At 44.9% G+C, this 24612-nt stretch carries 24 protein-coding genes and 1 pseudogene; 19 read left to right on the top strand and 6 right to left on the bottom strand.

The window, feature by feature from the left end; genetic code table 11:
- Positions 1-105 precede the first annotated feature (105 nt).
- Both spoIVB and spo0A read left to right on the top strand, forming a co-directional pair.
- A complete protein-coding gene (spoIVB, locus tag MKY23_RS18080) occupies positions 106-1434 on the top strand; it encodes a SpoIVB peptidase (protein ID WP_090922493.1) in 1329 nt (442 codons plus the stop codon).
- A gap of 204 nt (positions 1435-1638) precedes the next feature.
- The gene (gene spo0A / locus MKY23_RS18075) at positions 1639-2454 is read left to right on the top strand and encodes a sporulation transcription factor Spo0A (RefSeq protein ID WP_090922491.1); all 816 of its coding nucleotides are present in this window, start codon (positions 1639-1641) and stop codon (positions 2452-2454) included.
- Positions 2455-2874: 420 nt separating this feature from the next.
- Here spo0A and MKY23_RS18070 read toward each other — a convergent pair whose 3' ends face one another.
- A complete protein-coding gene (locus MKY23_RS18070) occupies positions 2875-3627 on the bottom strand; it encodes a hypothetical protein (RefSeq protein WP_339831262.1) in 753 nt (250 codons plus the stop codon).
- A 188-nt stretch (positions 3628-3815) separates the two neighbouring features.
- Between MKY23_RS18070 and MKY23_RS18065 the strand changes: the two are divergent.
- Positions 3816-3930 (top strand): annotated as a pseudogene (locus MKY23_RS18065) (sporulation initiation factor Spo0A C-terminal domain-containing protein); the annotation flags it as partial.
- Positions 3931-4198: 268 nt separating this feature from the next.
- Positions 4199-5161 carry a GGDEF domain-containing protein gene (locus MKY23_RS18060; RefSeq protein ID WP_339831259.1) on the top strand — a complete coding sequence of 321 codons (963 nt, stop codon included), beginning with the start codon at positions 4199-4201 and terminating at the stop codon, positions 5159-5161.
- 322 nt (positions 5162-5483) lie between these two features.
- On the opposite strand, the gene MKY23_RS18055 is transcribed toward MKY23_RS18060, so the two are convergent.
- Complete coding sequence (locus MKY23_RS18055; protein ID WP_339831257.1) at positions 5484-6302, bottom strand: hypothetical protein; 819 nt, start codon at positions 6300-6302, stop codon at positions 5484-5486.
- Positions 6303-6509: 207 nt separating this feature from the next.
- Between MKY23_RS18055 and MKY23_RS18050 the strand changes: the two genes are divergently transcribed.
- The 4 genes from MKY23_RS18050 to MKY23_RS18035 all read left to right on the top strand — a co-directional run bounded on the left by MKY23_RS18050 (position 6510) and on the right by MKY23_RS18035 (position 11606).
- Positions 6510-8483, top strand: a complete 1974-nt coding sequence (locus tag MKY23_RS18050; RefSeq protein ID WP_339831255.1) for an AraC family transcriptional regulator — start codon at positions 6510-6512, stop codon at positions 8481-8483.
- A gap of 152 nt (positions 8484-8635) precedes the next feature.
- Complete coding sequence (locus tag MKY23_RS18045) at positions 8636-9670, top strand: NAD(P)/FAD-dependent oxidoreductase (RefSeq protein ID WP_339831252.1); 1035 nt, start codon at positions 8636-8638, stop codon at positions 9668-9670.
- 267 nt (positions 9671-9937) lie between these two features.
- Entirely contained in the window at positions 9938-10591 is a 654-nt protein-coding gene (locus tag MKY23_RS18040; RefSeq protein ID WP_339831250.1) for a hypothetical protein, read from the top strand.
- A gap of 538 nt (positions 10592-11129) precedes the next feature.
- Positions 11130-11606 carry a hypothetical protein gene (locus MKY23_RS18035; RefSeq protein ID WP_090922478.1) on the top strand — a complete coding sequence of 159 codons (477 nt, stop codon included), beginning with the start codon at positions 11130-11132 and terminating at the stop codon, positions 11604-11606.
- Positions 11607-11711: 105 nt separating this feature from the next.
- Here MKY23_RS18035 and MKY23_RS18030 read toward each other — a convergent pair whose 3' ends face one another.
- A complete protein-coding gene (locus MKY23_RS18030; RefSeq protein ID WP_090922476.1) occupies positions 11712-12311 on the bottom strand; it encodes a thymidine kinase in 600 nt (199 codons plus the stop codon).
- Positions 12312-12487: 176 nt separating this feature from the next.
- On the opposite strand from MKY23_RS18030, the gene MKY23_RS18025 reads away from it, so the two are divergent.
- Positions 12488-12700 (top strand): hypothetical protein, encoded by a 213-nt coding sequence (locus tag MKY23_RS18025; protein WP_154888469.1) that lies wholly within the window; start codon positions 12488-12490, stop codon positions 12698-12700.
- A gap of 41 nt (positions 12701-12741) precedes the next feature.
- Here MKY23_RS18025 and MKY23_RS18020 read toward each other — a convergent pair whose 3' ends face one another.
- Positions 12742-13059: a DUF2627 domain-containing protein gene (locus MKY23_RS18020; RefSeq protein ID WP_339831245.1), complete on the bottom strand. Its 318-nt coding sequence runs from the start codon at positions 13057-13059 to the stop codon at positions 12742-12744.
- 460 nt (positions 13060-13519) lie between these two features.
- On the opposite strand from MKY23_RS18020, the gene lpdA reads away from it, so the two are divergent.
- The 5 genes from lpdA to lipB all read left to right on the top strand — a co-directional run bounded on the left by lpdA (position 13520) and on the right by lipB (position 19440).
- Entirely contained in the window at positions 13520-14944 is a 1425-nt protein-coding gene (lpdA, locus tag MKY23_RS18015; RefSeq protein WP_339831243.1) for a dihydrolipoyl dehydrogenase, read from the top strand.
- A gap of 142 nt (positions 14945-15086) precedes the next feature.
- Complete coding sequence (locus MKY23_RS18010) at positions 15087-16115, top strand: thiamine pyrophosphate-dependent dehydrogenase E1 component subunit alpha (protein WP_090922468.1); 1029 nt, start codon at positions 15087-15089, stop codon at positions 16113-16115.
- A 2-nt stretch (positions 16116-16117) separates the two neighbouring features.
- A complete protein-coding gene (locus MKY23_RS18005) occupies positions 16118-17104 on the top strand; it encodes an alpha-ketoacid dehydrogenase subunit beta (protein ID WP_090922464.1) in 987 nt (328 codons plus the stop codon).
- A 37-nt stretch (positions 17105-17141) separates the two neighbouring features.
- Positions 17142-18617: a dihydrolipoamide acetyltransferase family protein gene (locus MKY23_RS18000; protein WP_339831241.1), complete on the top strand. Its 1476-nt coding sequence runs from the start codon at positions 17142-17144 to the stop codon at positions 18615-18617.
- 115 nt (positions 18618-18732) lie between these two features.
- Positions 18733-19440 (top strand): lipoyl(octanoyl) transferase LipB, encoded by a 708-nt coding sequence (gene lipB / locus MKY23_RS17995; RefSeq protein ID WP_336120272.1) that lies wholly within the window; start codon positions 18733-18735, stop codon positions 19438-19440.
- 33 nt (positions 19441-19473) lie between these two features.
- Here lipB and prli42 read toward each other — a convergent pair whose 3' ends face one another.
- Positions 19474-19575, bottom strand: a complete 102-nt coding sequence (gene prli42 / locus MKY23_RS17990; protein ID WP_090922458.1) for a stressosome-associated protein Prli42 — start codon at positions 19573-19575, stop codon at positions 19474-19476.
- Positions 19576-19656: 81 nt separating this feature from the next.
- Here prli42 and MKY23_RS17985 point away from each other — a divergent pair, with 81 nt between their 5' ends.
- A complete protein-coding gene (locus MKY23_RS17985) occupies positions 19657-20796 on the top strand; it encodes a M20/M25/M40 family metallo-hydrolase (RefSeq protein WP_090922456.1) in 1140 nt (379 codons plus the stop codon).
- A gap of 119 nt (positions 20797-20915) precedes the next feature.
- Here MKY23_RS17985 and mciZ read toward each other — a convergent pair whose 3' ends face one another.
- Positions 20916-21053: a Z-ring formation inhibitor MciZ gene (gene mciZ, locus MKY23_RS17980; RefSeq protein WP_090922454.1), complete on the bottom strand. Its 138-nt coding sequence runs from the start codon at positions 21051-21053 to the stop codon at positions 20916-20918.
- A gap of 324 nt (positions 21054-21377) precedes the next feature.
- Here mciZ and MKY23_RS17975 point away from each other — a divergent pair, with 324 nt between their 5' ends.
- The 4 genes from MKY23_RS17975 (at position 21378) to MKY23_RS17960 (ending at position 24565) form a co-directional block, all read left to right on the top strand.
- Positions 21378-21971: an NUDIX hydrolase gene (locus tag MKY23_RS17975; protein WP_090922453.1), complete on the top strand. Its 594-nt coding sequence runs from the start codon at positions 21378-21380 to the stop codon at positions 21969-21971.
- Between the two features lie 2 nt (positions 21972-21973).
- Positions 21974-23200, top strand: coding sequence for an endonuclease Q family protein (locus tag MKY23_RS17970; protein ID WP_339831237.1), 1227 nt, complete (start codon positions 21974-21976; stop codon positions 23198-23200).
- Positions 23201-23360: 160 nt separating this feature from the next.
- Positions 23361-23990 carry a stage II sporulation protein M gene (spoIIM, locus tag MKY23_RS17965; RefSeq protein ID WP_339831234.1) on the top strand — a complete coding sequence of 210 codons (630 nt, stop codon included), beginning with the start codon at positions 23361-23363 and terminating at the stop codon, positions 23988-23990.
- A 107-nt stretch (positions 23991-24097) separates the two neighbouring features.
- Positions 24098-24565, top strand: a complete 468-nt coding sequence (locus MKY23_RS17960) for a Fur family transcriptional regulator (RefSeq protein WP_090922447.1) — start codon at positions 24098-24100, stop codon at positions 24563-24565.
- Positions 24566-24612: the final 47 nt, after the last annotated feature.

Raw genomic sequence — 24612 nt, 5'->3', positions numbered from 1 at the left:
TAATGTTTGACAGTAATAAAAGCCTGGGGGCGGGGTTATCTTATAGGTACGCAATTGGCGACCACCTTTCGTCAAGCGAAAGAAGCAAAGGGAGTGTGACAGCCATTGAATTCCCCCCTCAGGAAAAAATTGCTAGGTCTTTTATTTGCCTTCTTTCTATGTGTACTTAGCCAGGTTGTACAGCCGATGCAGAGTTATGCTTCTCTGCCTGATGAAGTGCAGGTCTTTGCGGGCAGGCAAGCAGACGTCAGGCTGGCAGTACCAGCCGCTTCAAGCGCTGTCGTAGATCGGCCGGATATCGTTGGACTGGATCATCAGTCTGCGCTTAAGGTTACTCGTCAGGAACCTTTACATCTTCATCCTCAGCAGACGGGACATGCTAAACTAACCTTGAAGCTATGGGGGAAAATTCCCGTTAAAACGGTTAATGTAAACGTAATTCCTGATCTGCGTGTTGTTCCAGGGGGTCAAACGATTGGCGTCAAAGTTAAATCTGCAGGTATCCTGGTTGTTGGGCATCATCTCGTTCGTTCTAATCCGGATGAACAAAAATCACCAGGTGAAGCGGCCGGGATCAAATTAGGTGACTTGATTACACATATGGATGGCAAACGTCTGGATGGTGTATCGGGTGTATCCGAGGCCGTAGAACTTGCTGGTAAACGTAATCAAGGTATTGATGTTGTGCTAAAACGGGGGAATGAAACCATTAAAACCAAGTTAACCCCGGCGTATGATGCAGAAGATAAAGCATGGAGACTGGGATTGTACATTCGAGACTCGGCAGCGGGTGTAGGAACGCTTACCTTTTATGCACCTGATCAAGGCGTTTATGGGGCGTTAGGTCATGTCATCACGGACATGAATACTCAAACCTCCATCGTTGTAGGCAGTGGACAAATTGTACAATCTAATGTTACGTCCATCTCCAAAAGTGAAACTGGTGATCCTGGTGAGAAAAGAGCCCATTTTCTTAAAGAAAGCAAAATTTTAGGAAACATCGAGCGTAATACGGCTTTTGGTATCTTCGGTAAGATGTCTCAGAATCCGGAACATAGCTTATACTCGCAAGGAATACCTGTCGCTTTTTCACATGAAGTGAAGGAGGGACCTGCTGAAATTTTGACTGTGGTCGATGGGCAACAGGTTGAGCGATTCACCATTGATATTGTACATGTTGCCGATCAATCAGAGCCAGCGACAAAAGGGTTGGTATTGCGTATTACAGACCCTAAACTGATTGATAAGACAGGTGGCATTGTTCAAGGAATGAGTGGTAGCCCGATCGTTCAAGATGGCAAGCTTATTGGCGCAGTGACTCATGTCTTTGTGAATGATCCGAAATCGGGTTATGGATGCTTCATTGAATGGATGCTCCAAGATGCTGGTGTAATGATGAAAAAAGGTCAAGCGAAAAACCTTAAGGCTGGTTAAACAGCTTTAAGGTTTTTTTGTCGAAAGTAAACATATTATATCGTATGCTGAAATAAAATATTTATTATAAAGGATCGAGAAAAAAAAATAAAGAAAAATAATTTTCGACAGAAGGAATTTCACTTGGCGTGTCGAAAATTTAACGTGTAAGGAAATGTACGAAATTGTAAAATACGAGGTTTTAAATAAAAGGAGGATACCGTTTTGCAAAAAATTGAGGTATTGCTGGCCGATGATAACCGTGAATTTACGAATTTGCTCGCCGAATATATATCCGAACAGGAAGATATGGAAGTGACCGGTATTGCATACAACGGTGAAGAAGTATTGCAATTGCTGGAACAAACCCGGGATGTACCGGATGTGTTAATTCTGGATATTATCATGCCTCATCTGGATGGACTCGGAGTGTTGGAACGCCTGCGCGGCTTGAATCTGTCTCCGCAGCCCAAAGTAATTATGCTCACCGCATTCGGCCAGGAAAACATCACACAGCGTGCTGTGCAACTCGGAGCTTCCTATTACATTCTCAAGCCATTTGACATGGAAGTACTGGCGAATCGGGTACGTCAGCTTGTGGGCACGCAAACGACAATGTCTACAAGCAGCGGTTCTTCTTCCTCCATGTATATCAATAAATCTAATGTTGTACCGATGGGCAAACACAAAAATCTGGATGCCAGCATCACGTCAATCATACATGAAATCGGAGTTCCTGCGCATATTAAAGGATATCAGTATTTGCGGGAAGCCATCACGATGGTATACAACAATATCGAAATTTTGGGCGCCATCACCAAAACGTTGTACCCGGCCATTGCCGAAAAGTTCAAAACGACGCCGTCCCGCGTCGAACGTGCCATCCGTCACGCCATTGAAGTGGCATGGACACGCGGCAACATCGACAGCATCAGCCACCTGTTCGGCTACACAATCAACATCAGCAAGTCGAAACCGACGAATAGCGAGTTCATCGCGATGGTCGCTGACAAGCTGAGAATTGAGCATAAGGTTAGCTGAAGTGATGAGCTGTAAGATTTTGAGGGTATTAAGGATTACAGTTTAGTTGCGGCTAAAAAAAATAAGGACGTTTTGAGCCGATAATATCGAATAAATAATACAACAAAAACCACTTGTTTATGGGATTTCTACAATCACATAAACAAGTGGTATTTCTTATCGACAAATTTATGCTTTGTATCAGTTCGAAAAATCTTTTCCGCAAGACACGGCTTCCTTTGTTTGGCGTATGATTTACGAAATCTGGCGAAGGTCAAGCCAAATCAAGTTTATATTTATTTCAAAAAAGAGAAAATTCTCAACGTAAATTAAATAAAACTGACACCGTAAGATTAACGACGTCAGTTCGAGACATAAATGTTTTACAATGTTTTGAATTGAGATATTAAAATCAGAATTCAATGAGATGTTCTTTTCTTTTTATCCTTGTATCCATGATGTAACAGCAATGGATGATGGCTTTGGTTCAAGATATGTTGCTCCACCCAAAAGCGTATCACCGAAGAGCCCTTTTTGATAAACTTGACCATACGTTGATTTATAAATTGGATAGCCAACTCCTATACCTGTTTTACCTCCGGGGACATTCATAGGAACCATTACGGATGTGGATACGCCAATTTGTTCATTAAGGCTACGACCAAACTCAGCCGCAACAAACTCTTTAACTCCGATGCTGAGAGAAGTTTGTACCTCTACTGATACACTTTCGTTTGCAGCTATCGAAATTTCTACACCATTGCATGACTGAGTTTTCGGTTTATTGCAAAAGTATTTGCCTCTCGCAATTTCAGTCCAACCATCAATACTTTGGGTTGGACTTTTTACAAGTTTGAAACCCCAAATGTTCTGTGGACTAATAGAGTCATCTTGCTCTTTTACAGGATCTCGAGGGTAATCAGATTCATTGTTTACTATTTGAATTGAAACCAACTTTGCGCTTTCGGAAGGCTTTTCAAGTCCGTATTTCTCAATAAGTTCTTCCTGATTATTTTCTGTAGCGTAAACAGTGGTGTTTTCTTTAATTGGTTCCCCATTTAGGTAAACATAGCCAGAAATTTCACCCGAATTTACGGGGATCAACTCTTTTTCGGAAGCACTGGCTAGACTATAAAAAGTAGCAGATAAAGCCAAGACTGAAGAAGCGAGGACCAGAGATAATTTCTTCTTCAATTTTTTAGTCCTCCTTTTAATATTATGTACTAATAATATCCAATTGGAATGGTATATTCAACATATATTTGTAAATATAATTAATCTTTTGGAAGTAATAAGTGTCAACCTATTAAGTTTCATTAAAATGATTTTTTCCACATGAATATATTGACTAACGTTAAGTTATATAGAAGTGTATAAACTGCTACCCAGCTATTGCCGAAAAAATTCAAAATGATGCAGTTCACATCGAACTTGCGATCCGTCACGCCATTGAACTGGCATGGACTCGAGGGCATCAGTGACAGCATTAGCCACCTGGATATTTTGCTAAAGCCCAATAAATATCCGAATTTTTAGTGTGTTTCTATATTTGATTTAATAGACATTACAAACTAACAATTTGAACAACACGAAAAAGTGTAAATGTGACTTATTACCTAAAAAGTTTACAGATTTAAGCAAAGCATTGGTGTTTTTCGAAAAAATTTACCTGAATTTAACGCTTTTTTAGGTAAAAAGTGGTACGATGTGACCACGGATAGATCAAAAGTGACATGGTTGATGATATGGCGAGGGGTTGATTTATGTGTTTACTCAAATAGGTGAAATTGCTGAACCGATTCCAGTCGTACTGCCAGAAACCAAGTGTGATACCTTATATCAACTGTTTAAATCCAATCCAAATTTGGAGGGTGTAGCGGTTGAAGGGAAAAAAGGAATTTCATTGATGATGCGAACACGTTTTTTTCAACAGATCGGCTCACAATATGGTTACAATCTCTACATGGGGCGTCCTGTGAAGCTGCTTACGAACGTAAACGCACTGGTCGTAGATTATTCGGAACAGATTACAGATGTCAGCGTGGCGGCGATGAAGCGTGAAGAAGCGGATCTGTATGATCTAGTTCTGGTAACATCTGGAGATCGATTCCATGGGGCAGTGAGTATTCGGCGATTATTGCTGGCGGTTGCGGATGTTCGAGCGGAAATGGCTATATTTATGAATCCGTTAACAGGGCTTCCCGGCAATCGAATCATAGATGATCGATTAGTTCAGGTGCTTAAACAGGATCAGTTCAGTGTTCTATACATTGATCTGGATCAGTTCAAATCGTATAACGATAGTTATGGTTTCAAATTGGGGGACGAGCTTATCCAAGCAACGGCTACTTTACTCCGTGAGCATTTTGGGGTAGCAGAGGCTTTTCTTGGACATATCGGCGGGGATGATTTTATCGCAATCCTGAACCACCATCAGTATAAGCGGGTCTGTGAAGAAGTCATTTCCCAGTTTGAAGAGTTGAAGAAAAATTTCTACAACGAACAGGACTGGAACAATCAGTATGTGATGGGTGAGGGACGCTCGGGATTGAATCGACCCATTCCTTTAGTATCGGTATCCATCGCAGTTGTAACCAATCTATATCAACGATATGAAAATATTAATCAGATTATTGATGAAGCTACACGTGTGAAAAAAAGCTGCAAATCCATCAATGGCAGCATCATATGTTCGAATGACATGGAAGGGGAGGCTGTGCGGGCCTAGTTGTACCTAAACTTAGATACTACATAGGTTAATGTTAATCGTTTAGAAGACAAGTACTCATATTGAATTGAAGCTTAAATACGTACAAACCAAATGAGCCTGAGTCACTGTCAATGGCGAATGACAAAAAACGCTGAGATTTGGAGAACACGTCTCCCAAAACAGCGGTTGTCTGATTAGATCGATCGATACAAAAGAATCACAAGATGTGAAGCAATGAAGGATCGTTAGGTGATATAAAAGGTAATATTAAAACTGTCTAACAATATGTATATTTTCTTTACAGTCCCACATCCGTTTAGGTCTAACCGTATTTTCTCCCTTAGGCACGAATGTCTACAGAAGAATAAGCCGAAGTAGCCGATGCACTTGCTTGGTTTGGTACAGAGCTGCTTACGCGTCCTTGTTCTGATTGTTCTTCATCGGGAGCACTGTCTTTGGTCTTAGATACAGCCGAGTTTCCTCGGTCAATCTCTTGAGATTCTTCTTTGGGCGAACCTACAGATGAGGGAAGCTGTCCCGAATCGTGACGTTCAGGTTTACGAATTTCGTCTGCCAACTCACCGAGCTTATGATTCGCTTTTCGTATGTTGGACTCTAGATCCTGCACTACTTCTCTTTTTTTCTGAAAAACCGTGCGTTCCGCGTTTTCAAGCATCTGCGTTTTGCCAATATCGCTGTGCGTGTCGTTCTCCAGCACAATCCGGTCAAACCGGGTTTCCCCCTCAATGGTATGAATAGAAGTTTGCATTTTGTCCCGCAAACCAACCAGCTTTCCCATCTGATCATACGTCTGACTATGCTTGATAAGATGATTCATTGACGGAGTCTGTTGTGGCTCTTCAGGCTTCGATTGTGGTTGCTTCGTCTGATTCATCTGTTGTAACTTGTTCTTCTCTTCCATCTCTTCTGCTTTGATCTGCGCGATGTGACTATCAATCTGCGCAATGGAACCGGTTAAGGATTTTATGCGTTCTGCCTTAGTTTTGATATCAAGCTCATCATTGGATTTAACAACGTGGATTTGTTCATTTAATTTTACTTTCTGCTGCATCAACCCTTGAATTTCTTTATCTCGGTTTGAGGTCGGGCTGGCCGGTGGTGTGAAGCTGCTTTTGGTTGCAGGTGAAATTGAATTCATTTTACCTTCTCCCTCTTTAGTATGGTAACGGTCTTTTATCCATATATCGGTTGATGAGGGAGAAGAATGAAGGTTCTACCTGCTCACTAAAAATATACTTTATGTAAAGTATTGCGAACTTTATCAGGATAATTGATAATGGTTATCAATGAGTGTGTGGTTTTTAGCGGTTATTGTTTCAGGAGAAACGGAGATTGGAGAGAAATAATGCAATTAAATGAACAGATGCAATATTGGAATTATGCGGCCGTGAAGGTGCTGGATATACGCCGCATCATCTTAAAGAACGAAATACAACATGGATCATATACACTGCCTGCTGCTTGTTTTATATATTCAATTCGAGGGTCAGCCGACATTCAATTGAATGGACATAAGTATAGATCAGAGCCATTTTTTATACTTCATGGAGCCAAAGGATCATTATTAAATATACAGGCCCATGAAGATTTCGAATATATTATGTTGTATTACAGAGCATTTCGAGCATTTCCAAATTATCGTAAAAGGTGGCTACAAGGACAAGCTCTAGGTACTCCGTTTTCTTTACAATATGGATTTACACCGAGGAATCCATTGAACTTGTTAAGGTATCTGAATGAGATGGAGAAAGTATGGACGCAACCAACCAATTTGGACCTGCTTTATACGAAAAGTCTGTTTTATCAATTCATTCATGAACTGATGGTTCAGCTAGCTGCACAAGAGGTTCAAACCGAAGTTGTTGATCCGGTGAAACAGACGCTTGAATACATTCATCAGCATTATAGAGAACAGGTTACACTTGATTTTCTAGCAGAACAATTCAATTTTAGCTCGCGTCATTTATCTATGCGATTCAAACGAAAGACGGGTTACAGTCCCATCGATTACTTAATTCAGACGCGAATCGGCAAGGCTCAGGATTTACTTGTACGTTCAGATGCAAAGCTTGGTGATATCGCTGCAGAGGTTGGTTATTCAGATGTATATTATTTTAGCCGAATCTTCAAGAAACATGTGGGCATGTCTCCAACCCTGTATCAAAAGAAGATGAAGGAATTGGGCCGAATAGAAGATCGTCCATTGCACGTATCCGAATCGTCCATTGGCTGGGCATTGAAGTCAAGATATATTGATTATGATAATCATTATCGATATATAAACGGAGGGTCCACACCAATGAAAAGAAAAAATTCAAGTTCCAGCATGATCATGATTGCTATATTAAGTCTAACGATGCTCCTTACGGCCTGTTCTTCAGGTACCGCCAATACACTTTCAGCTGGAGAAGGAACGGGTGCTAATTCGACTAACAGTAGTTCATCAGTAACATCAGAGACGGGAAGTCAAGTAAACAAAGATAAAGAAACACGCACGGTCTCGACCATAAAAGGTGATGTTATCGTTCCGGCTAATCCGAAAAGAGTTGTTGTGCTGTATCTTCAAGGTGATGTTGTTGCACTTGGAGTCAAGCCAATCGCTACATCAGATGTATACGACGGGGCTGCTTACAAGAGTGAGCTTGAAGGTGTAAATTCACTCGGTACCTGGTTCGAACCGAACCCTGAAGCGGTCATTGACCTTGATCCAGACCTGATTATTGTTCCGTCGGAAGAAACATATAACACGTTGAAAAATATCGCACCTACGGTGTATATTCCGTACGAGAAAATGACAACGGAAGAACGACTTCACAGCATAGCCAGCATTTTTGGCAAAGAGAAGGAAGCTGAAGTCTTGATTAACAACCTTAACAGCAAAGTGGAAGATAGTAAAAAAACTCTTGCAGACGCTGGTATATTGGATAAAACCATTTCCATTATTGAAGGCGGACTAAAAGGTATGGTCGTTGTGGAGAGCAAGCAATTTGGTCGGGGTTCTCAGGCAGTCTATGAGTATTTGGAGATGAAAGCTCCTAAAGTAGTACAAGACAAAATCGATGTCGTATCAGACGAAGATGGCTCTACAATCTCAATGGAAGTTCTTCCAGAATACATAGGTGACTATGTGTTCCGCTCTGTGTATGAAGGGGCAGATGTTCTAACGGATAATCCGATATGGCGTAACATCAAGGCGGTCAAAGAAGGTCGGTTAATCGAGATTGATTTTGATTTCTTTTATTATTCAGACATCTATTCCATCAATAAACAACTCGATTTTGTTGTAGATAAACTTTTGTCTGCTCCAAGAGCACAATAAATGAAGAGGAAATCGTGCACATAAAGTTACGCAGGAGGCAAAAATGATATTGGGATTGTAATTTGAACCCATTTCCATTAGACTTAAACGATAATGAGAATCAATATCATATAATTAATTACCATAGTCGAGTGGATGGAGGTCCTGTAGAGATGAATCAAGAATTAGAGCTTTATGATGTGACGATTATCGGAGGCGGCCCGGCAGGCATGTACTCTGCTTTTTATAGCGGTATGCGAGATATGAAAACGAAATTAATTGAGGCACGCGACAGATTGGGTGGACGGATGCTGTTTTATCCGGAAAAGATGATCTGGGATGTTGGAGGGGTAACACCCATCCTGTGTGAAGATCTGATTAAACAGTTGGAGCAGCAGGCGCGCACATTTGAACCGACACTCGTGTTTGAACAACAGATTGAAGGATTTGAACGTAAAGCGGATGGCACCATTCTGCTAACTTCTGCTACAGGTGAGCAACACTGGACACGCACTGTCATTTTGGCAATAGGATACGGGATATACAAAATGGCGAAACTGGAGCTTGAAGGGGCAGACCGCTATGAAGTATCCAATCTACATTATACGGTGCAAGAGCTCGAGCCTTTCCGCGGTAAACGAGTGTTAATCTCGGGTGGGGGAGACTCCGCTGTGGATTGGGCGAATGAGCTAGAGAGCTTGGCTCAGCAGGTAACGGTCGTACATCGACGTGATCACTTCGGAGGACTGGAGCGGAACGTGTCGCGTATGAAAGAATCCTCAGTTGACGTGCGCACACCCTACGCAATTGAGAAGTTACACAGCATAAGCGGGGATATGATTGAACAGGTAACCGTTACACATATGGAAAGCGGAGAGACGGAGATGCTTGAAGTGGATGCGGTGATTGTCAATCATGGCATGAAGAGTGATTTTGGTCCCATTCGTGAGTGGGGATTAGACTTGGGTGAATGGCATGTGAGCACGACCGAAAGATTGCAAACGAACATACCTGGCGTTTTTGCCGCGGGTGATTTCGTCGATTATGCAAGCAAGTTGTATCTGATCGCGGGTACATTTACAGATGCAGCTCTGGCCGTTAACAGTGCGAAGTTATACATGGATCCGGAAGCCGAAAAAGTAGCTTATGTCTCTTCTCATAACAGTCGCTTCAAAGAAAAAAACAAAGCGCTTGGTGTTGTGGAGTAGTTAATATTAAGTCGAAACAAGACTTGAACTTAAAATAACTTCGGAAATTTTCCGAGGTTATTTTTTTGTATCATGCGCGTATGAAGTAGTTAGAATTGCACAAGATAGAACAGTCTTTGAACACGTTTTGGATTGAAGATCAGCTCTAAACCGTCTATAATCAAAATCTACAAGAGGCTTGCGCGAATAATAACAGGTTTTCACGTCTTGTATGCTAGCTTAGGGACTCAAAACCGGATTACATTTCGACAAGGGTGGAGTACAACAATGAAAAAAGGTTCATCATCCGGACAACAAAATGCGACTTTCATTAAGCGATTGCTTCAACGCGTGAATATGAAACGAGTGAAATGGTCCGAAGTTTATCTTGCTACAGCTGGAGCACTGCATCATTTATTGGTCGAGGGACGACGTAAACGTGCCGCTGTAAAAAGGCAACAGCAGGATATGCCTCTCAGTGAATTAAAATCGTTGAAGCTTGAGCCAGGGGACATCGTCTATACGCCAAGCTCGGAATCAACTTATTATGCCGGGCATATGGGCATTATTGGTCTGGATGGAAAGGTGTATCATGTGCATCCTTACGGGCCGGTTTTTGCGGATACATTGGACTGGTATCTCACTCGCTTTTATGAAGGGGATCGCTTTATTGTATTCCGTTCCAAGCTCCATCAGGTGGGTATGCGGGCAGCAGAATGGGTTCAAGAACATTACAAGCAGGTGAAGTTCTACCGCTTGCAAACGAACCTTCTAAGTGTCGAGCGAAATTATTGTTCCAAATTCATATATCAGGCTTATAAGTTTACATCCGGACTGGATCTGTGGGGACGAAAGTTCGCTAAACTGAAACAGGGGTTCATCTATCCTTTTCGCATAGAGCGTTCATCGGATCTCGACGTACTGGGCACATTTTATAAATAAAACGATGACTGAAAAAACCGATTAGGCCGCTGTTTCTCGGGTGTAGAGAATACAGGTGTCTACGGTTTTTTTAATATGTACTGAGATTAAAACAGGAAAAACACCCGAAACGTCGAATAAAATATGAGATCGGCACGCACAACTTGGAATCGTATACATAACAGGTGGCGCGATTTTGCAGGCCAAGGAAAAAACGACGACAAGGCTAGCGCATAAGAAAGAGTGAAGCGAATATGAATTGGCTAGGTTTTTTACGGAGGTTTCGGCGGCAGCAAAACGTAGTGAAGCTATCGGACTACACTCCAAAAAAGGAAAGGAGGAACTACTGTTCCATTTGCAGGAAACATGTGAAAAGGGTCGTGTATTATGCTGCTCCACAGGGAAATGTTACAGGTGTATGCAGTTCTTGTAAGACAATAGCAGATGAGAGAGGTATGTTTCCCATTTAATAAGAAGAAATGCGCTCAGGAAACAATATTTTTTTGATTTATGCGCGTTTTTGTAGTACATTAGCAAATGTATTCGAAGGAGGATTCTAATGTACTCAGGAAGACAAGACGATACTTTATACATCATGACCTACACCTTAAATAGCGGTATCAAGGGTACGGTTCCACTGTCTAATAAGCAGATTGTTGAATGGCTCGATTGTTATAGAAATGAGAGACGCTTCGTAACGGAGATCGGCAAAGAGTTTTTTGGGTTAAATGCAGGTTTGGTCGCAGACTTTAAGGTTCAAAATCATTTATCCGATTATCAGCAGACGATCATGCCAACACAGCAGCAGGATAACCTGGAACGTCTGTCCAGTGCTTATAAATCCACCGAGCTATTGATGAAAATTGATTGTAAATGCGGCACGGCCTACGTCACAGAATCTCCTTATAAACGTACCAAATGGTATTGCACGAAATGTAAAGAGATTGTATTCCTGGATGCCAAAAAAGGAATGGTAGAAACGTCACGTGGCGACGCATATTACATGACCAACAAATATTTTGTTTCCCGTGACTAGCGGGAAGTGATTTGGAGAGCATCGCACACAGCGGTGCTTTTTTGTGCCTGTTCTGTTGCTGACAATAAAAAAAAAGCCCAATTGGGCTTTGGTTCTGAGTGTATCTTAGGACGGGCATTCCACTTTATGAGGAGGAATAAAGCAGCAACGACAGCGGGGCTCATAAGCCTCCGAATCGCCGATCATGACAACTGGACCCAATGTAACAGGTTCTCCGTTGACAATTCGCTGTGTAAAGGCAGCATCCGGGCTGCCGCATACCGCGCAGAATGCAGAAAGTTTCTCAATATCATCAGCCATGGCAAGCAGGCCACCGATATATCCGAATTCTTTTCCGCGATAATCCATGTTCAGTCCATCCACAATCACATGTTTGCCACAGTAAGCCAGTTCGGAAACGAGTTCCATGATGGCGCTGCTGAAAAACTGAACTTCATCAAAGGCAACAACATCGGCATCTATGGTTTGATTCAGAATGGTCTCAACGGATTCCGGCGTTAGTTGCCGGGGAATGGAATGGGCAGGAAGTCTGTAGCCGATTCGGCTTACGATCTCGTCCTGAGCGAATCGATCATCCTCGGCTGGTTTGTAGGCAACGACCTTTTTACGGCCAAATTGAATAAGTTTCTGACAACGGCGAATAAGTTCACCAGATTTTTCACTGAACATGGGTCCAGTAATTACGGTAATACGTCCAGTTTGCACGGTGCTGCTACCCCTCTCGCATACGGAATTCAAAAAAAGCGACCATTACAGATTACCACATATTCTTTGGAAAGAGCCAGAACTAATATAAATCGGTTTGTGTTACTATATGGATGGTTACGATGTTGGTTCCGAAAGCTGGAGCCACTAGAGTTATCTGAAAAGAGGTGTTACCAATGAACGAAGCATTAACCTCACTGAAGCAACGATATGAGGAGCTGAATAAACAAGGCAAGCTGGATGAAGCTGCGCAGGCATTATTTACAGAACTACTGACAGAAGCAGAACGGCTACAAGCCAGCAATCTGACATTGCGCAGAACGATTCTGAAATCATCTTCGAAAGAGTCACGCATGTCCACTAAACTTCGAGATGCCTTGTATGAATGAAGCATCTCTAATCATGCGCAGAAAACAAAAAAAGCCCGGAATCATGAATTGCTTCCGGGTGTTTCCATCTGTTCTGACTGTTTTTTGGAGCGAAAACGTGGTCCTACATAATTGCGTTTGCGGTCGCGAAACAGAATCCAGCCGCCGAGAAAACTCATGCCTGCCGCAAAAAGCACGAGCCCACCCAAGAAGGAAAGCCACTGGAATCCGGGAGCGATCAGGTCGTTTCCGTGCTCCGCGTAATATAGAAATAAGGCATCTTTCATCATGAGGAAGCCCTTCATGGCCATTAAACCTGGGATAACGAGTATAACAATTGCGAGAAAGCGCGCAAAGACTATTTTTGTATTCATGAGCATTATACCCTTTCTGCCAGTGTAGACATAAAATAAAGGTTACGCTTACAGGGAATCCCTGCTTATATCATAGCTTGGAATGTACAGACTGTCCATGCGAGAATGGGTCAAATTTTGAGTTGACCGCGCAAGGAGAGTACAATGATGTATAGAGGATATGTAATAAATAAAGTACCGTCGGTCATTTTATTATTTTTTATATAAGTTGAACTATTTTTTACACATTAACGGAGAGGACAGAAAAAACCTGTAAAAACGAAGTGCTCGCCTAAAAGCTTTCTGCAAGAAAGCTACTTCGAAAGCATACGCTTATCACCGGATTTTCTCCTTTTGAAAAACGGATGTGAAAAAATCTGGGGATAACAGCGATTGAAAGGTTATTCTGTCATCGTAGTGGACTGTGTAAAGCCCTAGTTCAACTTATATCATTCAAAAAAATGAGCATATAGAGGAGAACATAGAGATGCCAATACCATGTGATGTTGCTGTATTAGGTGGAGGAACGGGCGGATATGTTGCGGCGATCCGTGCTGCCCAGCTAGGCAAAAAGGTCGTTATTATAGAAAAGGACAAGCTAGGTGGAACGTGCCTGCATCGTGGATGTATCCCAAGCAAGGCGCTGCTAAAAAGTGCCGAGATGTACGCTGAGATTCAGGATAGCGAGAGCTACGGCATCGAGACAACAGGAACAACGCTTGTGTTCCCGAAGGTCCAGGCGCGTAAAGATGCTATTGTGGAGCAACTTCATCAGGGCGTTCAATATTTGATGAAAAAAAATAAAATCGAAGTCGTGCAAGCCAAAGGACGTGTGATCGGGCCGTCGATCTTCTCACCACAGAGCGGGGCTGTAGCGGTGGAGTATGAGGACGGCGAGATGGACACGGTTGTTCCAACGAACCTGATTATTGCTACGGGCTCACGTCCACGTGTGCTACCGGGTCTTGAACCGGATGGACGATATATCATGAGCAGTGATGAAGCGCTCCGCATGGACGAATTGCCAGCTTCAATCCTCATTGTGGGCGGTGGTGTCATCGGTCTGGAATGGGCCTCTATGCTGAATGACTTTGGCGTGAGTGTTACGGTGGTTGAGACAGCGGCTCATGTGCTTCCTGCAGAAGACGAGGATATAGCAAAAGAAATGCAACGTTTACTTGGTAAACGAGGCGTGCGTTTCTTGACTGGCGCTAAGCTGATGACCGACAGTTACCACACCGATGATCAGAACGTGAACATTGACGTGCAGCTTGCGGGAGATAAGGTAGAAACGCTGACGGCTGAAAAAATGCTGGTGTCTGTTGGGCGTCAAGCTAATGTTGAAAATATCGGACTTGAGAATACCGATATCAAAGTGGAACGAGGTTTTATTGCGGTTAACAAACACCTGCAGACTGGAGAAGGCCATATCTATGCGATTGGTGATTGTATCGGCGGGTTACAGCTTGCTCATGCCGCAAGTCACGAAGGCATCCTTGCAGTGAATCATCTTGCTGGCGAGAGCGTGCATCCGGTTGAAGCACATCGGATTCCGCGCTGCGTGTATACACGCCCGGAAGCTGCCAGCATTGGATTCACCGAGAAAGAAGCTAAGGAACGCGGATACGAGATCAAAACCGGCAAGTTCCCATTCCAGGCCATCGGCAAGTCTTTGATTCACGGAAGTCGCGATGGATTTGTGAAGGTTATTGCGGATGCCAAAACGAATGATATTTTAGGGGTACATATGATTGGCACCCATGTTACGGAATTGATCGCTGAGGCTGCATTGGCACAAATGCTGGATGCAACGCCATGGGAAGTCGGACAGACCATACATCCGCATCCTTCATTGTCGGAAATTATGGGCGAAGCGATGTTAGCCGTGGATGGAAAAGCGATTGGAATGTAAGTCAGACAACCCTGAGTGAGAAAGGTACTTTCCTTTTTTGGGCAAAAGGGATTATAATAAGGTTAAGCCAAGTCTTAGTACCAGGTTATAAGATCGGGTAGTAGGACTTGCAAAAGGCTTTGATTAAAAGGAGGTACCTCATATGAGTTCACAAGGTACTGCAGATGCGGTTCATCGACATCAACAACTGGGACTTACTGATGGAGAAGTTTTAGATATGTACAAATACATGCTGCTTGCACGCAAGTTTGACGAACGTTGCTTGCTCTTGCAGCGGGCGGGCAAAATTAACTTTCACGTATCCGGTGTAGGCCAGGAGGCAGCGCAAGTCGGGGCGGCTTTTGGTTTGGACCGTGATCATGATTACTTTTTGCCTTATTACCGGGATTACGGTTTCGTTATGGCCGTAGGTATGACACCGCGTGAGCTGATGCTGTCTGCCTTTGCCAAGGCCGAAGATCCAAACAGTGGCGGCCGGCAGATGCCAGGCCACTTTGGTCATAAGAAACTGCGTATCGTTACCGGGTCCAGCCCGGTGACTACACAAGTTCCTCATGCGGTCGGATTTGCTCTTGCTGCCAAAATGCAGAAGAAAGAGTTTGTTTCTTTTGTTACCTTTGGGGAAGGTTCAAGCAACCAGGGGGATTTCCACGAAGGCGCAAACTTTGCAGGTGTGCATAAGTTGCCTGTCATCATTATGTGTGAGAACAATCAATATGCAATCTCGGTTCCAATTCACAAACAGCTCAGCGGCAAAATCTCTGATCGTGCACTGGGATATGGTTTCCCGGGACTTCGCGTAGATGGCAACGATGCACTCGAAGTATACGCGGCTGTAAAGGAAGCGCGCCAGCGCGCTATCGCCGGCGAAGGTCCGACATTGATTGAAGCGATGATGTATCGTTTGTCTCCACACTCGACTTCGGATAATGACTTGGCCTACCGGACGAAGGAAGAAGTTGAGGAGAACTGGAAGAAAGACGGCGTGCTTCGGATGAAAAATTATTTGATTGAATGCGGCATCTGGGACGAAGCCCGGGATGCAGATCTGGCTTCCCAGCTTGCGCTGGAAATGAAAGAAGCAACTGAATATGCAGACAATGCGCCATATCCTAAACCTGAGGACACGCTGACGCATGTCTATGCAGACAGCGAAGAAGGGGGACGGTAATCATGGCTATGATGGAATATATTGATGCAATCCGTCTCGCAATGAAAGAAGAGATGGAACGGGACGAGAATGTTTTTGTTCTTGGCGAGGACGTCGGTGTAAAAGGTGGCGTGTTCACGACAACCAAAGGGTTGCAGGATCAATTTGGCGAGATGCGTGTCATGGATACGCCATTATCTGAATCGGCGATTGCCGGTGTGGCTATCGGTGCAGCAATGTACGGTATGAAGCCGATTGCGGAAATGCAATATTCGGACTTTATGTTGCCGGCAACAAATCAGATTATTAGTGAGGCGGCCAAAATCCGCTATCGCTCCAACAATGATTGGAGCTGTCCAATTGTGATTCGAGCGCCAATTGGTGGCGGGATCTTCGGCGGCTTGTACCACTCCCAATGTCCGGAATCCATCTTCTTTGGTACACCGGGACTCAAAATCATTGCTCCTTACTCGGCGTATGACGCGAAAGGTTTGCTGAAAGCGGCTGTCCGCGACCCGGACCCGGTACTCTTTTTCGAAAATAAAAAATGTTACAAGCTGATCAAGGAAGATGTGCCTGAAGATGATTACATCGTTCCAATCGGTAAGGCCAATGTGCTTCGTGAAGGTGCCGATATTACAGTTATCGGGTACAGTCAGCCATTGCATTTTGTTATGCAGGCCGCTGAGGAGCTGGAACGGGAAGAAGGTATCACGGCACACGTACTGGATCTGCGTACACTGCAACCGCTCGACCGTGAAGCGATTATCGATTCTGCCCGGTTGACAGGCAAGGTGCTGATCGTGCACGAAGATAACAAAACCGGTGGTGTAGGCGCAGAAGTGGCGGCGATCATCAGTGAGGAATGTCTGTTTGATCTGGACGCCCCTATTCAGCGTTTGTGCGGTCCAGATGTACCAGCTATGCCAATCAGTCCTACGCTGGAGAAATTTTATATGCTGAGCAAGGATAAAGCCAAAACAGCCATGCGTGAACTTGCAGCGTATTAATCGATAAAGATAGAACAAAGTTTGGAGTGATAAATCAATGGCTGAACGTATGAAATGGATCGAGGTCATTATGCCGCAGCTCGCGGAATCTCTGGTCTCGGCTACCATAGCCAAATGGTTGAAAAAACCGGGTGACCGTGTGGAGCAGTACGAGCCGATCTGCGAAGTCATTACGGATAAAGTGAATGCCGAGATACCGTCTACGGTGGATGGCATTATGGGTGATCTATTGGTGGAAGAAGGAACGACCATTGCGGTGGGTGAGGCCATCTGCCGTATGCAAGTCGTTGCTACGGATGAAGATACGGCGGAACAAGTTACACCTGTCGCGAGCGAGCAGCAACAATCGCAGCAAACTCAAGTACAGCGTAATGCAAGTCAATCTGCAACTACGGGTACACACGCAGCTGCGTTTGATCCGAATCAGCCGATGCGCCATCGCTATTCTCCTGCGGTGCAGTCCTTGGCAGCAGAACATGGATTGAATCTGCAGCATGTTCTGGGAACAGGGGCAGGCGGCCGGATTACACGTAAAGATGTGCTTTCTTATGTTGCACAGGGCGGCCAGGCAAACACAGAATCAGCGTCTGTACAAACATCTAATGTTGGTACTCAGGCTGCACAGGCTTCATCGTCTTCTCCGTTCAGTGGAATCAGAGATACCGGTGCAACTACGTCATCGATATCTATGAACGGTGTAACTGGACAGACAGTTCCTGCATCCGATGCGGGCGTTCCTGTGCGTCATTCCGGAATCCACCTGACCGAAAGTCCGAAAATTCCACAGATTGAAGTGGAAGGCGGCGGACAAGGAAGATCAGAATATTTTATCGATGTTACCCCTGTGCGTAATGCCATAGCGCGTAACATGCGTCAAAGTGTATCTGAAATCCCTCATGCGTGGACCATGATTGAAGTGGATGTAACCAACCTCGTCATGTTGCGCAACAAATTGAAGGATGAGTTCAAACGGAAAGAGGGCATTAACCTGACCTATCTTTCGTTTATGATGAAGGGTGTCGTCAATGCGATTAAAGATTACCCGATTATGAACTCAGTATGGGCTGTTGATAAAATTATTGTGAAGCGGGATATTAACTTGTCCATGGCTGTAGGTACAGAGGATTCGGTGCTTACACCGGTCATCAAACAGGCTGACCAGCGTAATATCGCGGGTCTCGCTCGCGAGATTGATGATCTGGCTCGCAAGACCCGTGAAGGTACGCTGAAGCTGGATCACATGCAAGGCGGTACATTTACAGTGAACAATACAGGTTCATTTGGTTCGATCTTGTCCCAGCCCATTATCAACTATCCACAGGCCGCTATTCTTACCTTTGAATCCATTGTGAAGAAACCGGTGGTCATTAATGATATGATCGCGGTGCGGTCCATGGCTAACTTGTGTCTTTCTCTGGATCATCGGATTCTGGATGGCGTCATCTGTGGACGGTTCCTGCAACGTGTTAAGGAGAACCTGGAAGGCTACAACATGGAAACAAAAGTGTATTAAGTTTATGATAGAATGACAGGAAAGTGTATGTGCCTCAGGCCGTGCACTTTTCTGGCTGTCTAGAGACAGACTTATTTTCATATATTAAACCATGGGCAGAAGGATGTGAGGAAACATGGGTAAACCGCTGAATGTGGCATACATACCGATGCTGGATTATGAGGCGGCATGGAATCTTCAGAAATCAATTGTGCAGCAACTGGACGAAGGCGAAGGTCCGGAACAGATGTTGCTTTTACAGCATCCACCAACCTATACCATTGGTTCACAGAACCATCCGGAGCATCTGCTTTGGAGTGAGGAAGAGTTGAAAGCACAGGGCATCTCCTTGTTTCAAATTGATCGCGGCGGTGATATTACTTATCATGGACCGGGTCAATTGGTAGGTTACCCTTTGTTAGTACTTGGTCGGGATGAGGAGCTGGACCTGCATGCTTACTTGCGTAAGCTGGAGCAGGTGATGATCGATTATCTCGCCGATCAGGGCGTTGAATCCGAGCGCAAAGAAGGATATACGGGCGTATGGATCGGTGATCTGAAGATTGCGGCCATCGGCATTAAGTTTAACCGGTGTAAGCATCGACGTGGATTTGTGACGAGTCACGGGTTTGCTTTTAACATTACCTCAGGCATTCAACATGCCGGGTTTCAGGGTATCATTCCATGTGGAATTGAACAGTATGGTGTGACTTCTTTGGAGGATATCACGGGGAATTCATACACGGTTGAGCAGGTAGCCCGGGATATTGCACCTTATTTTCAGCGTATATTCCCATATGATTTGATATGGAGTACAGAAAAAGAAGCCCTCCAGCGTCTGTAGACAGCGCGTTAGAAGAGCTTCAGATCAGGGTGACTATCCGAACAGCAACGGTTCCAGTGCGATGAAAAGAGTGGAGCCAACCATAGCTGCCAGCATGAGATAGATCACAATTTTGAACCATTTCTTATTTTGCATGAAGAGAGAACTCCTTTCAGAACTTTTGAACAAGCCATAGTACCTGTATTGTACCGTATCTACGATAGGGAGGAAAGTCTAATGATTAATGAACAGCGTGTGATTCAGCATTTTATGGATCTGGTGCAGATTGATAGCGAAACAAAAAATGAGCAGAATATATCCAAGGTGTTAAAAGAACAATTCGCGGGTCTTGGTCTTCATGTCTATGAGGACGATACAATGAACGAGACAGGGCATGGAGCAGGCAATCTGGTCGTTACACTGGAAGCTGAAGGTGTGGCAGGTGTAGAAGGTGTAGAGCCGATGCTCTTCACATGTCACATGGACACCGTAACCCCCGGACAGGGAATCAAACCGGAGCTTGGTGAGGACGGATGGATTCGCAGTGATGGCACAACAATTCTGGGAGCGGATGACAAGGCGGGCATTGCAGCTCTGTTTGAAGCCATTCGTGTTATTCAGGAGAACAACATTCCGCATGGCAAAATTCAGTTTGTGATTACGGTCGGAGAGGAGTCGGGTCTTGTCGGTGCACGAGCAATGAATCCGAAAGATATCGATGCTTCCTTTGGTTATGCGCTGGATTCTAACGGAGCGGTGGGTACGATCTGTGTGGCTGCTCCAGCAAGAGCAGAGATCGAGATGAAAATCTATGGCAAGTCGGCGCATGCCGGAGTGAATCCAGAAGATGGAATCAGTGCCATTCAGGTTGCAGCCAAAGCGATTGCGGCTATGAAGCTTGGACGCATTGACGACGAAACGACAGCGAATATTGGCAAATTTCAAGGTGGCTCTGCACTGAACGTGGTATGTGACTTTGTTCAGATCGATGCGGAGGCTCGCAGTATTGTGCAGGAGAAAATTGAACAGCAAATTGCCCAAATGCGTGAAGCATTGGAGACGACATGTCGCAAATATGGCGCAACCGCAGAGTTCCGCAGTGAGATTAAATATCCTGCATTTGGCTTCCATGATGACCATGAGGTAGTGCAACTTGCCCAGCGTGCGATTCGAAGCCTGGGTCTGGAAACAAGCACGTTTGCTTCTGGCGGTGGCAGTGATGCGAACATTTTTAACGGGTTCGGCATTCCGACGGCGAATCTGGCTGTAGGGTATGAAGATATCCACACGACCAAAGAACGCATTCGCGCAGCAGACATTGTGAAACTGTCCCAGGTCGTTATCGCGATTGTGCAGGAAACGGCAAAAGGCAAATAAGTGATTGGGATATTTGATAGTCTATGAGATGATATAATTGGAGCGTTAGTTGAAAAAAGAAATGAAAGTCCGAATTCGGTGCAGACCGGGTTCGGACTTTTTAAACAATGGTGAAGCTTCTAGCCTTTGCGTCCCGCAAGCATGTCGCTGAGTTTGGTTTCAGGGCCCCATTCACGCATCCACTGTCTAAGGATAAGCTGTACTTGTCTGGCTTGTCCGACCACATGCGCAGACTGAGGTGTGAGATAACTTTTCATTTAGTGAATCCCCCTTGGTTCTCGCTGTACGCATTAGACTTGTACACACGATTAAATTCTTATAGGCTCACCATATGCCTGAAATCACCAATTTATACATCTCAGTTCAATTGAACGAATTTTTTACACATCAACGGAGAGGACAGAAAAAAACTGGAAAAGCGAAGCGGTCGCCTTTATCACCGGATTTTCTACCTTTGCAACAAGAGAATCAAAAAATCTGGGGATAACAGCGATTGGAAGTTTCTTCTGTCATCGGAGTGTCCGTGTAAATCAACTCGGCTCAATTGAACCATCACAAATAGAAACGGAGCTGAAGCACACATGAAATCCAAAACATCTGCTGCATCCATCTATGCACCTCAACCTGCGAATCCCAAGCTTGACGAAGTGACGGTATCCACCAAGCCAATCTTTGAAGGCAAAGTGATTTCACTTCAGGTAGACACAGTGAAGCTACCGAACGGACAGACGGCGACCCGAGAGATTATCAAACACCCGGGAGCAGTAGCGGTACTGGCATTGAGGGGAGATCGTATGCTGGTCGTGGATCAATATCGTCAGGCGATGGGACGTACCGAAGTGGAAATTCCTGCGGGCAAGCTTGATCCGGGTGAAGAGCCGGAGGTGGCAGCAGCGCGTGAACTGAAGGAAGAAACGGGATATGAAGCCAAGTCGCTCCGTCATCTGCGGTCTTTCTACACCTCACCAGGCTTCGCGGATGAGATCATTCACCTGTATATCGCCGAAGAGCTGGAAGCTGGAGAGATGGCTCTGGACGAAGATGAGTTTCTTGAAGTATCGGAGATCACGCTAGAGGAAGCGTACAAGCTGATGGACGAAAATCGAATCAGTGATGCCAAAACGATGATGGCTGTGTATGCCTGGGATATTTACAAAACGACAGGACGGTTTTAATCATGCAAAATCAAAAGGGAACGCTACCGCTGTGGGAGCCATGTTATGCGGATCTGCATATCCACATCGGACGCACGTCCCGTGGTGAGGCAGTTAAAATCAGCGGCAGCCGTGACTTAACTTTTGAGAATATAGCCAGGGAGGCCTCCACTCGTAAAGGAATTCATTTGCTTGGGGTCATTGATTGCCATTCTCCGGTTGTGCAGAGAGATATTGAGGAGCTGCTGGAGAACGGTACGATGTCTGAGGTTGAGGGCGGCGGTATTGCGTATCAGGACACCACCATTCTGCTCGGAACCGAAATCGAGCTTCGCGAGCCTGAGATGCGTGAGTTCCACATGCTCGCCTACTTCCGGGATCTGGGTACCATGAAGTCTTTTACAACCTGGATGGCACGTTATATGAAAAATGTAAATCTCAGCTCCCAGCGGGTATATGTACCTGCTCTTGAGATGCAAGCGGAGATTAAGGCACGCGACGGGTTGATTGTACCCGCTCACGTGTTTACACCGCACAAGGGCATTTATGGTAGCACAGCGCCACGTATGGGGGATGTGCTGGACACGAGCCTTGTGGATGCGGTTGAACTGGGTCTAAGCTCTGATTCCTCTATGGCGAGTTACATTCGGGAACTGGATCAGGTTCCGTTTCTAACGAATTCGGATGCGCATTCGCTAGGTAAAATCGGGCGGGAATACAATGAGTTACAGATTGCATCGCCTTCTTTTGACGAATTCCGTATGGCATTGCTAGGGAAAGAGGGAAGAAGGATTGCGGCCAATTATGGTTTGAATCCAAGACTCGGTAAGTATCACCGGACCTATTGTGCAGCATGTGGTAGCGTCATGGATGAAAAGGATCTGTCTGCTGAACGTTGTCCTCTTTGTGGTAGCCCCAAGCTGGTTCAAGGGGTGCTGGATCGTATTCTGGCTATTGCTGATCGTAAGCAACCGGAGCTTCCTGCAGAGAGGCCGCCATACTATTATCAGGTTCCGCTTGAGTTCATTCCAGGGCTTGGTAAAGCCAAGTTGCGTCAACTGCTGGATCGTTTTGGAACAGAGATGGCTGTCCTGCATCGTACAGATGAAACTCAACTAGCCGAGGTCGTTGGTCCGGTGCTCGCCGAATTGATCGTAGCGGCTCGAAATGGTGGGCTGACATTGTCCTCTGGCGGTGGGGGCACATACGGTAAGGTCGCAACCAAAGAGCAGACATCTCAGAAAATGTAGAACGAGCATGATGTGTAGAGCGGGTTGTTATAATTCGGACAAGAAGTCATACAGATGAGCCCAGGTTCATAAGCTGAATCATAAGGATGATTAAGTCTAACGTTTGATATGTCTTATATCTCCTTGCAGCAGGATAACCGGAAAGGGGACTCGTACCTGTATGCGTTCTTCTTATTTTACGTTCAAAGGGCAAACCTCGTTATATGTATTCGTCGCTGTCTTATTTCTGGTCGGTGTCATCTTTGGCGCATTGATGGTCAACGCTCTTTCCTTGGAACAGCGCCAGGATCTCGAAGCCTATTTGGGCAATTTTTTCATGACGGTGCAACATAGTTCGCAAGGGACAGAGCACACCGCTTATTGGGATATTGCCATGCTTCATCTAAAATGGGTCGGTTTAATCTTTATTCTCGGTTTGTCTGTTGTAGGTTTACCAGGCATACTGGTTCTGGATTTTTTAAAAGGGGTATTAATCGGTTTTACCGTAGGTTATCTCGTCGGACAGTATTCGTGGAAAGGGCTGCTGTTTGCACTTGTATCCGTAGCGCCGCATAATCTGTTCGTCATTCCAATCCTGCTGATCTGCAGTGTGGCTGCGATGACGTTCTCGTTATATATCATACGTAATCGCGTTTTGATGCAACGCACACCAGGCCGCCAAAGACCGTTTGCTTCCTATGTTATTTTGACGGTGGTTATGGCGGTATTGCTGCTTGGGGTGGCCTCTTTTGAAACCTGGATAACCCCCGCAATGATGCGCTGGGTCACGCCGATGCTACTTCCTGTCTAGCTTGTACTACATGTCCTAAAATGTTGACTTTGATATTGAACTCCCCCTATAATGAAAAGAGTGGGTTAAGTTGCAGTGTGCAATGATTTCCTAGGGGGAGGGAGAAAATGGAAGCACGGATCGATAAAATTAAGCAGCAACTACAGTCCCAAGGTTATAAATTAACGCCCCAGCGGGAAGCCACCGTAAGAGTACTTTTAGAGAATGAAGAAGATCATCTGAGTGCAGAGGATGTATTCATGCTCGTTAAAGAAAAGGCTCCCGAAATCGGTCTGGCAACCGTGTACCGTACCCTCGAACTATTGAGTGAGTTGCATGTTGTAGAGAAAATCAACTTCGGCGACGGTGTAGCGCGTTATGATCTGCGCGGAGATACATCCAAGCATCACCATCATCACTTAATCTGCGTGCAATGCGGAAGTATGGATGAAATACGTGAGGACTGGCTTGGACCGCTTGAAGAACGACTGGAGCGGGAATTTAACTTTTCGGTAGTAGATCACCGACTGGACTTTCATGGAATTTGTTATCGTTGCAAAGCTAAAAATGAACAAAAGCCCAAAGATGAAGAATAACATAGCCTATCTTCAAGCTCTCACCGGCGGTTTTGACGGGGGAGCTT

Origin of the sequence: Paenibacillus sp. FSL R7-0272 (genome assembly GCF_037969905.1) — a bacterium.
Classification (GTDB): domain Bacteria; phylum Bacillota; class Bacilli; order Paenibacillales; family Paenibacillaceae; genus Paenibacillus; species Paenibacillus polysaccharolyticus.
The sequence above is the reverse complement of the archived record's forward strand: the minus strand, read 5'-3'. Positions and strand labels throughout refer to the sequence as shown.

Bases quoted from the DNA above. Each gene is read 5' to 3' on its own strand.
- spoIIM (WP_339831234.1), top strand. From the start codon at position 23,361: ATGCGTTCTTCTTATTTTACGTTCAAAGGGCAAACCTCGTTATATGTA.
- lpdA (WP_339831243.1), top strand. From the start codon at position 13,520: ATGCCAATACCATGTGATGTTGCTGTATTAGGTGGAGGAACGGGCGGA.
- MKY23_RS18000 (WP_339831241.1), top strand. From the start codon at position 17,142: ATGGCTGAACGTATGAAATGGATCGAGGTCATTATGCCGCAGCTCGCG.
- MKY23_RS18005 (WP_090922464.1), top strand. From the start codon at position 16,118: ATGGCTATGATGGAATATATTGATGCAATCCGTCTCGCAATGAAAGAA.
- MKY23_RS17975 (WP_090922453.1), top strand. From the start codon at position 21,378: ATGAAATCCAAAACATCTGCTGCATCCATCTATGCACCTCAACCTGCG.
- MKY23_RS18025 (WP_154888469.1), top strand. From the start codon at position 12,488: ATGAACGAAGCATTAACCTCACTGAAGCAACGATATGAGGAGCTGAAT.
- MKY23_RS18020 (WP_339831245.1), bottom strand. From the start codon at position 13,059: ATGCTCATGAATACAAAAATAGTCTTTGCGCGCTTTCTCGCAATTGTT.
- mciZ (WP_090922454.1), bottom strand. From the start codon at position 21,053: ATGAAAAGTTATCTCACACCTCAGTCTGCGCATGTGGTCGGACAAGCC.
- lipB (WP_336120272.1), top strand. From the start codon at position 18,733: ATGGGTAAACCGCTGAATGTGGCATACATACCGATGCTGGATTATGAG.
- MKY23_RS17985 (WP_090922456.1), top strand. From the start codon at position 19,657: ATGATTAATGAACAGCGTGTGATTCAGCATTTTATGGATCTGGTGCAG.
- MKY23_RS18045 (WP_339831252.1), top strand. From the start codon at position 8,636: ATGAATCAAGAATTAGAGCTTTATGATGTGACGATTATCGGAGGCGGC.
- MKY23_RS17960 (WP_090922447.1), top strand. From the start codon at position 24,098: ATGGAAGCACGGATCGATAAAATTAAGCAGCAACTACAGTCCCAAGGT.
- MKY23_RS18055 (WP_339831257.1), bottom strand. From the start codon at position 6,302: ATGAATTCAATTTCACCTGCAACCAAAAGCAGCTTCACACCACCGGCC.
- MKY23_RS18050 (WP_339831255.1), top strand. From the start codon at position 6,510: ATGCAATTAAATGAACAGATGCAATATTGGAATTATGCGGCCGTGAAG.
- MKY23_RS17970 (WP_339831237.1), top strand. From the start codon at position 21,974: ATGCAAAATCAAAAGGGAACGCTACCGCTGTGGGAGCCATGTTATGCG.
- prli42 (WP_090922458.1), bottom strand. From the start codon at position 19,575: ATGCAAAATAAGAAATGGTTCAAAATTGTGATCTATCTCATGCTGGCA.
- MKY23_RS18040 (WP_339831250.1), top strand. From the start codon at position 9,938: ATGAAAAAAGGTTCATCATCCGGACAACAAAATGCGACTTTCATTAAG.
- MKY23_RS18035 (WP_090922478.1), top strand. From the start codon at position 11,130: ATGTACTCAGGAAGACAAGACGATACTTTATACATCATGACCTACACC.
- MKY23_RS18010 (WP_090922468.1), top strand. From the start codon at position 15,087: ATGAGTTCACAAGGTACTGCAGATGCGGTTCATCGACATCAACAACTG.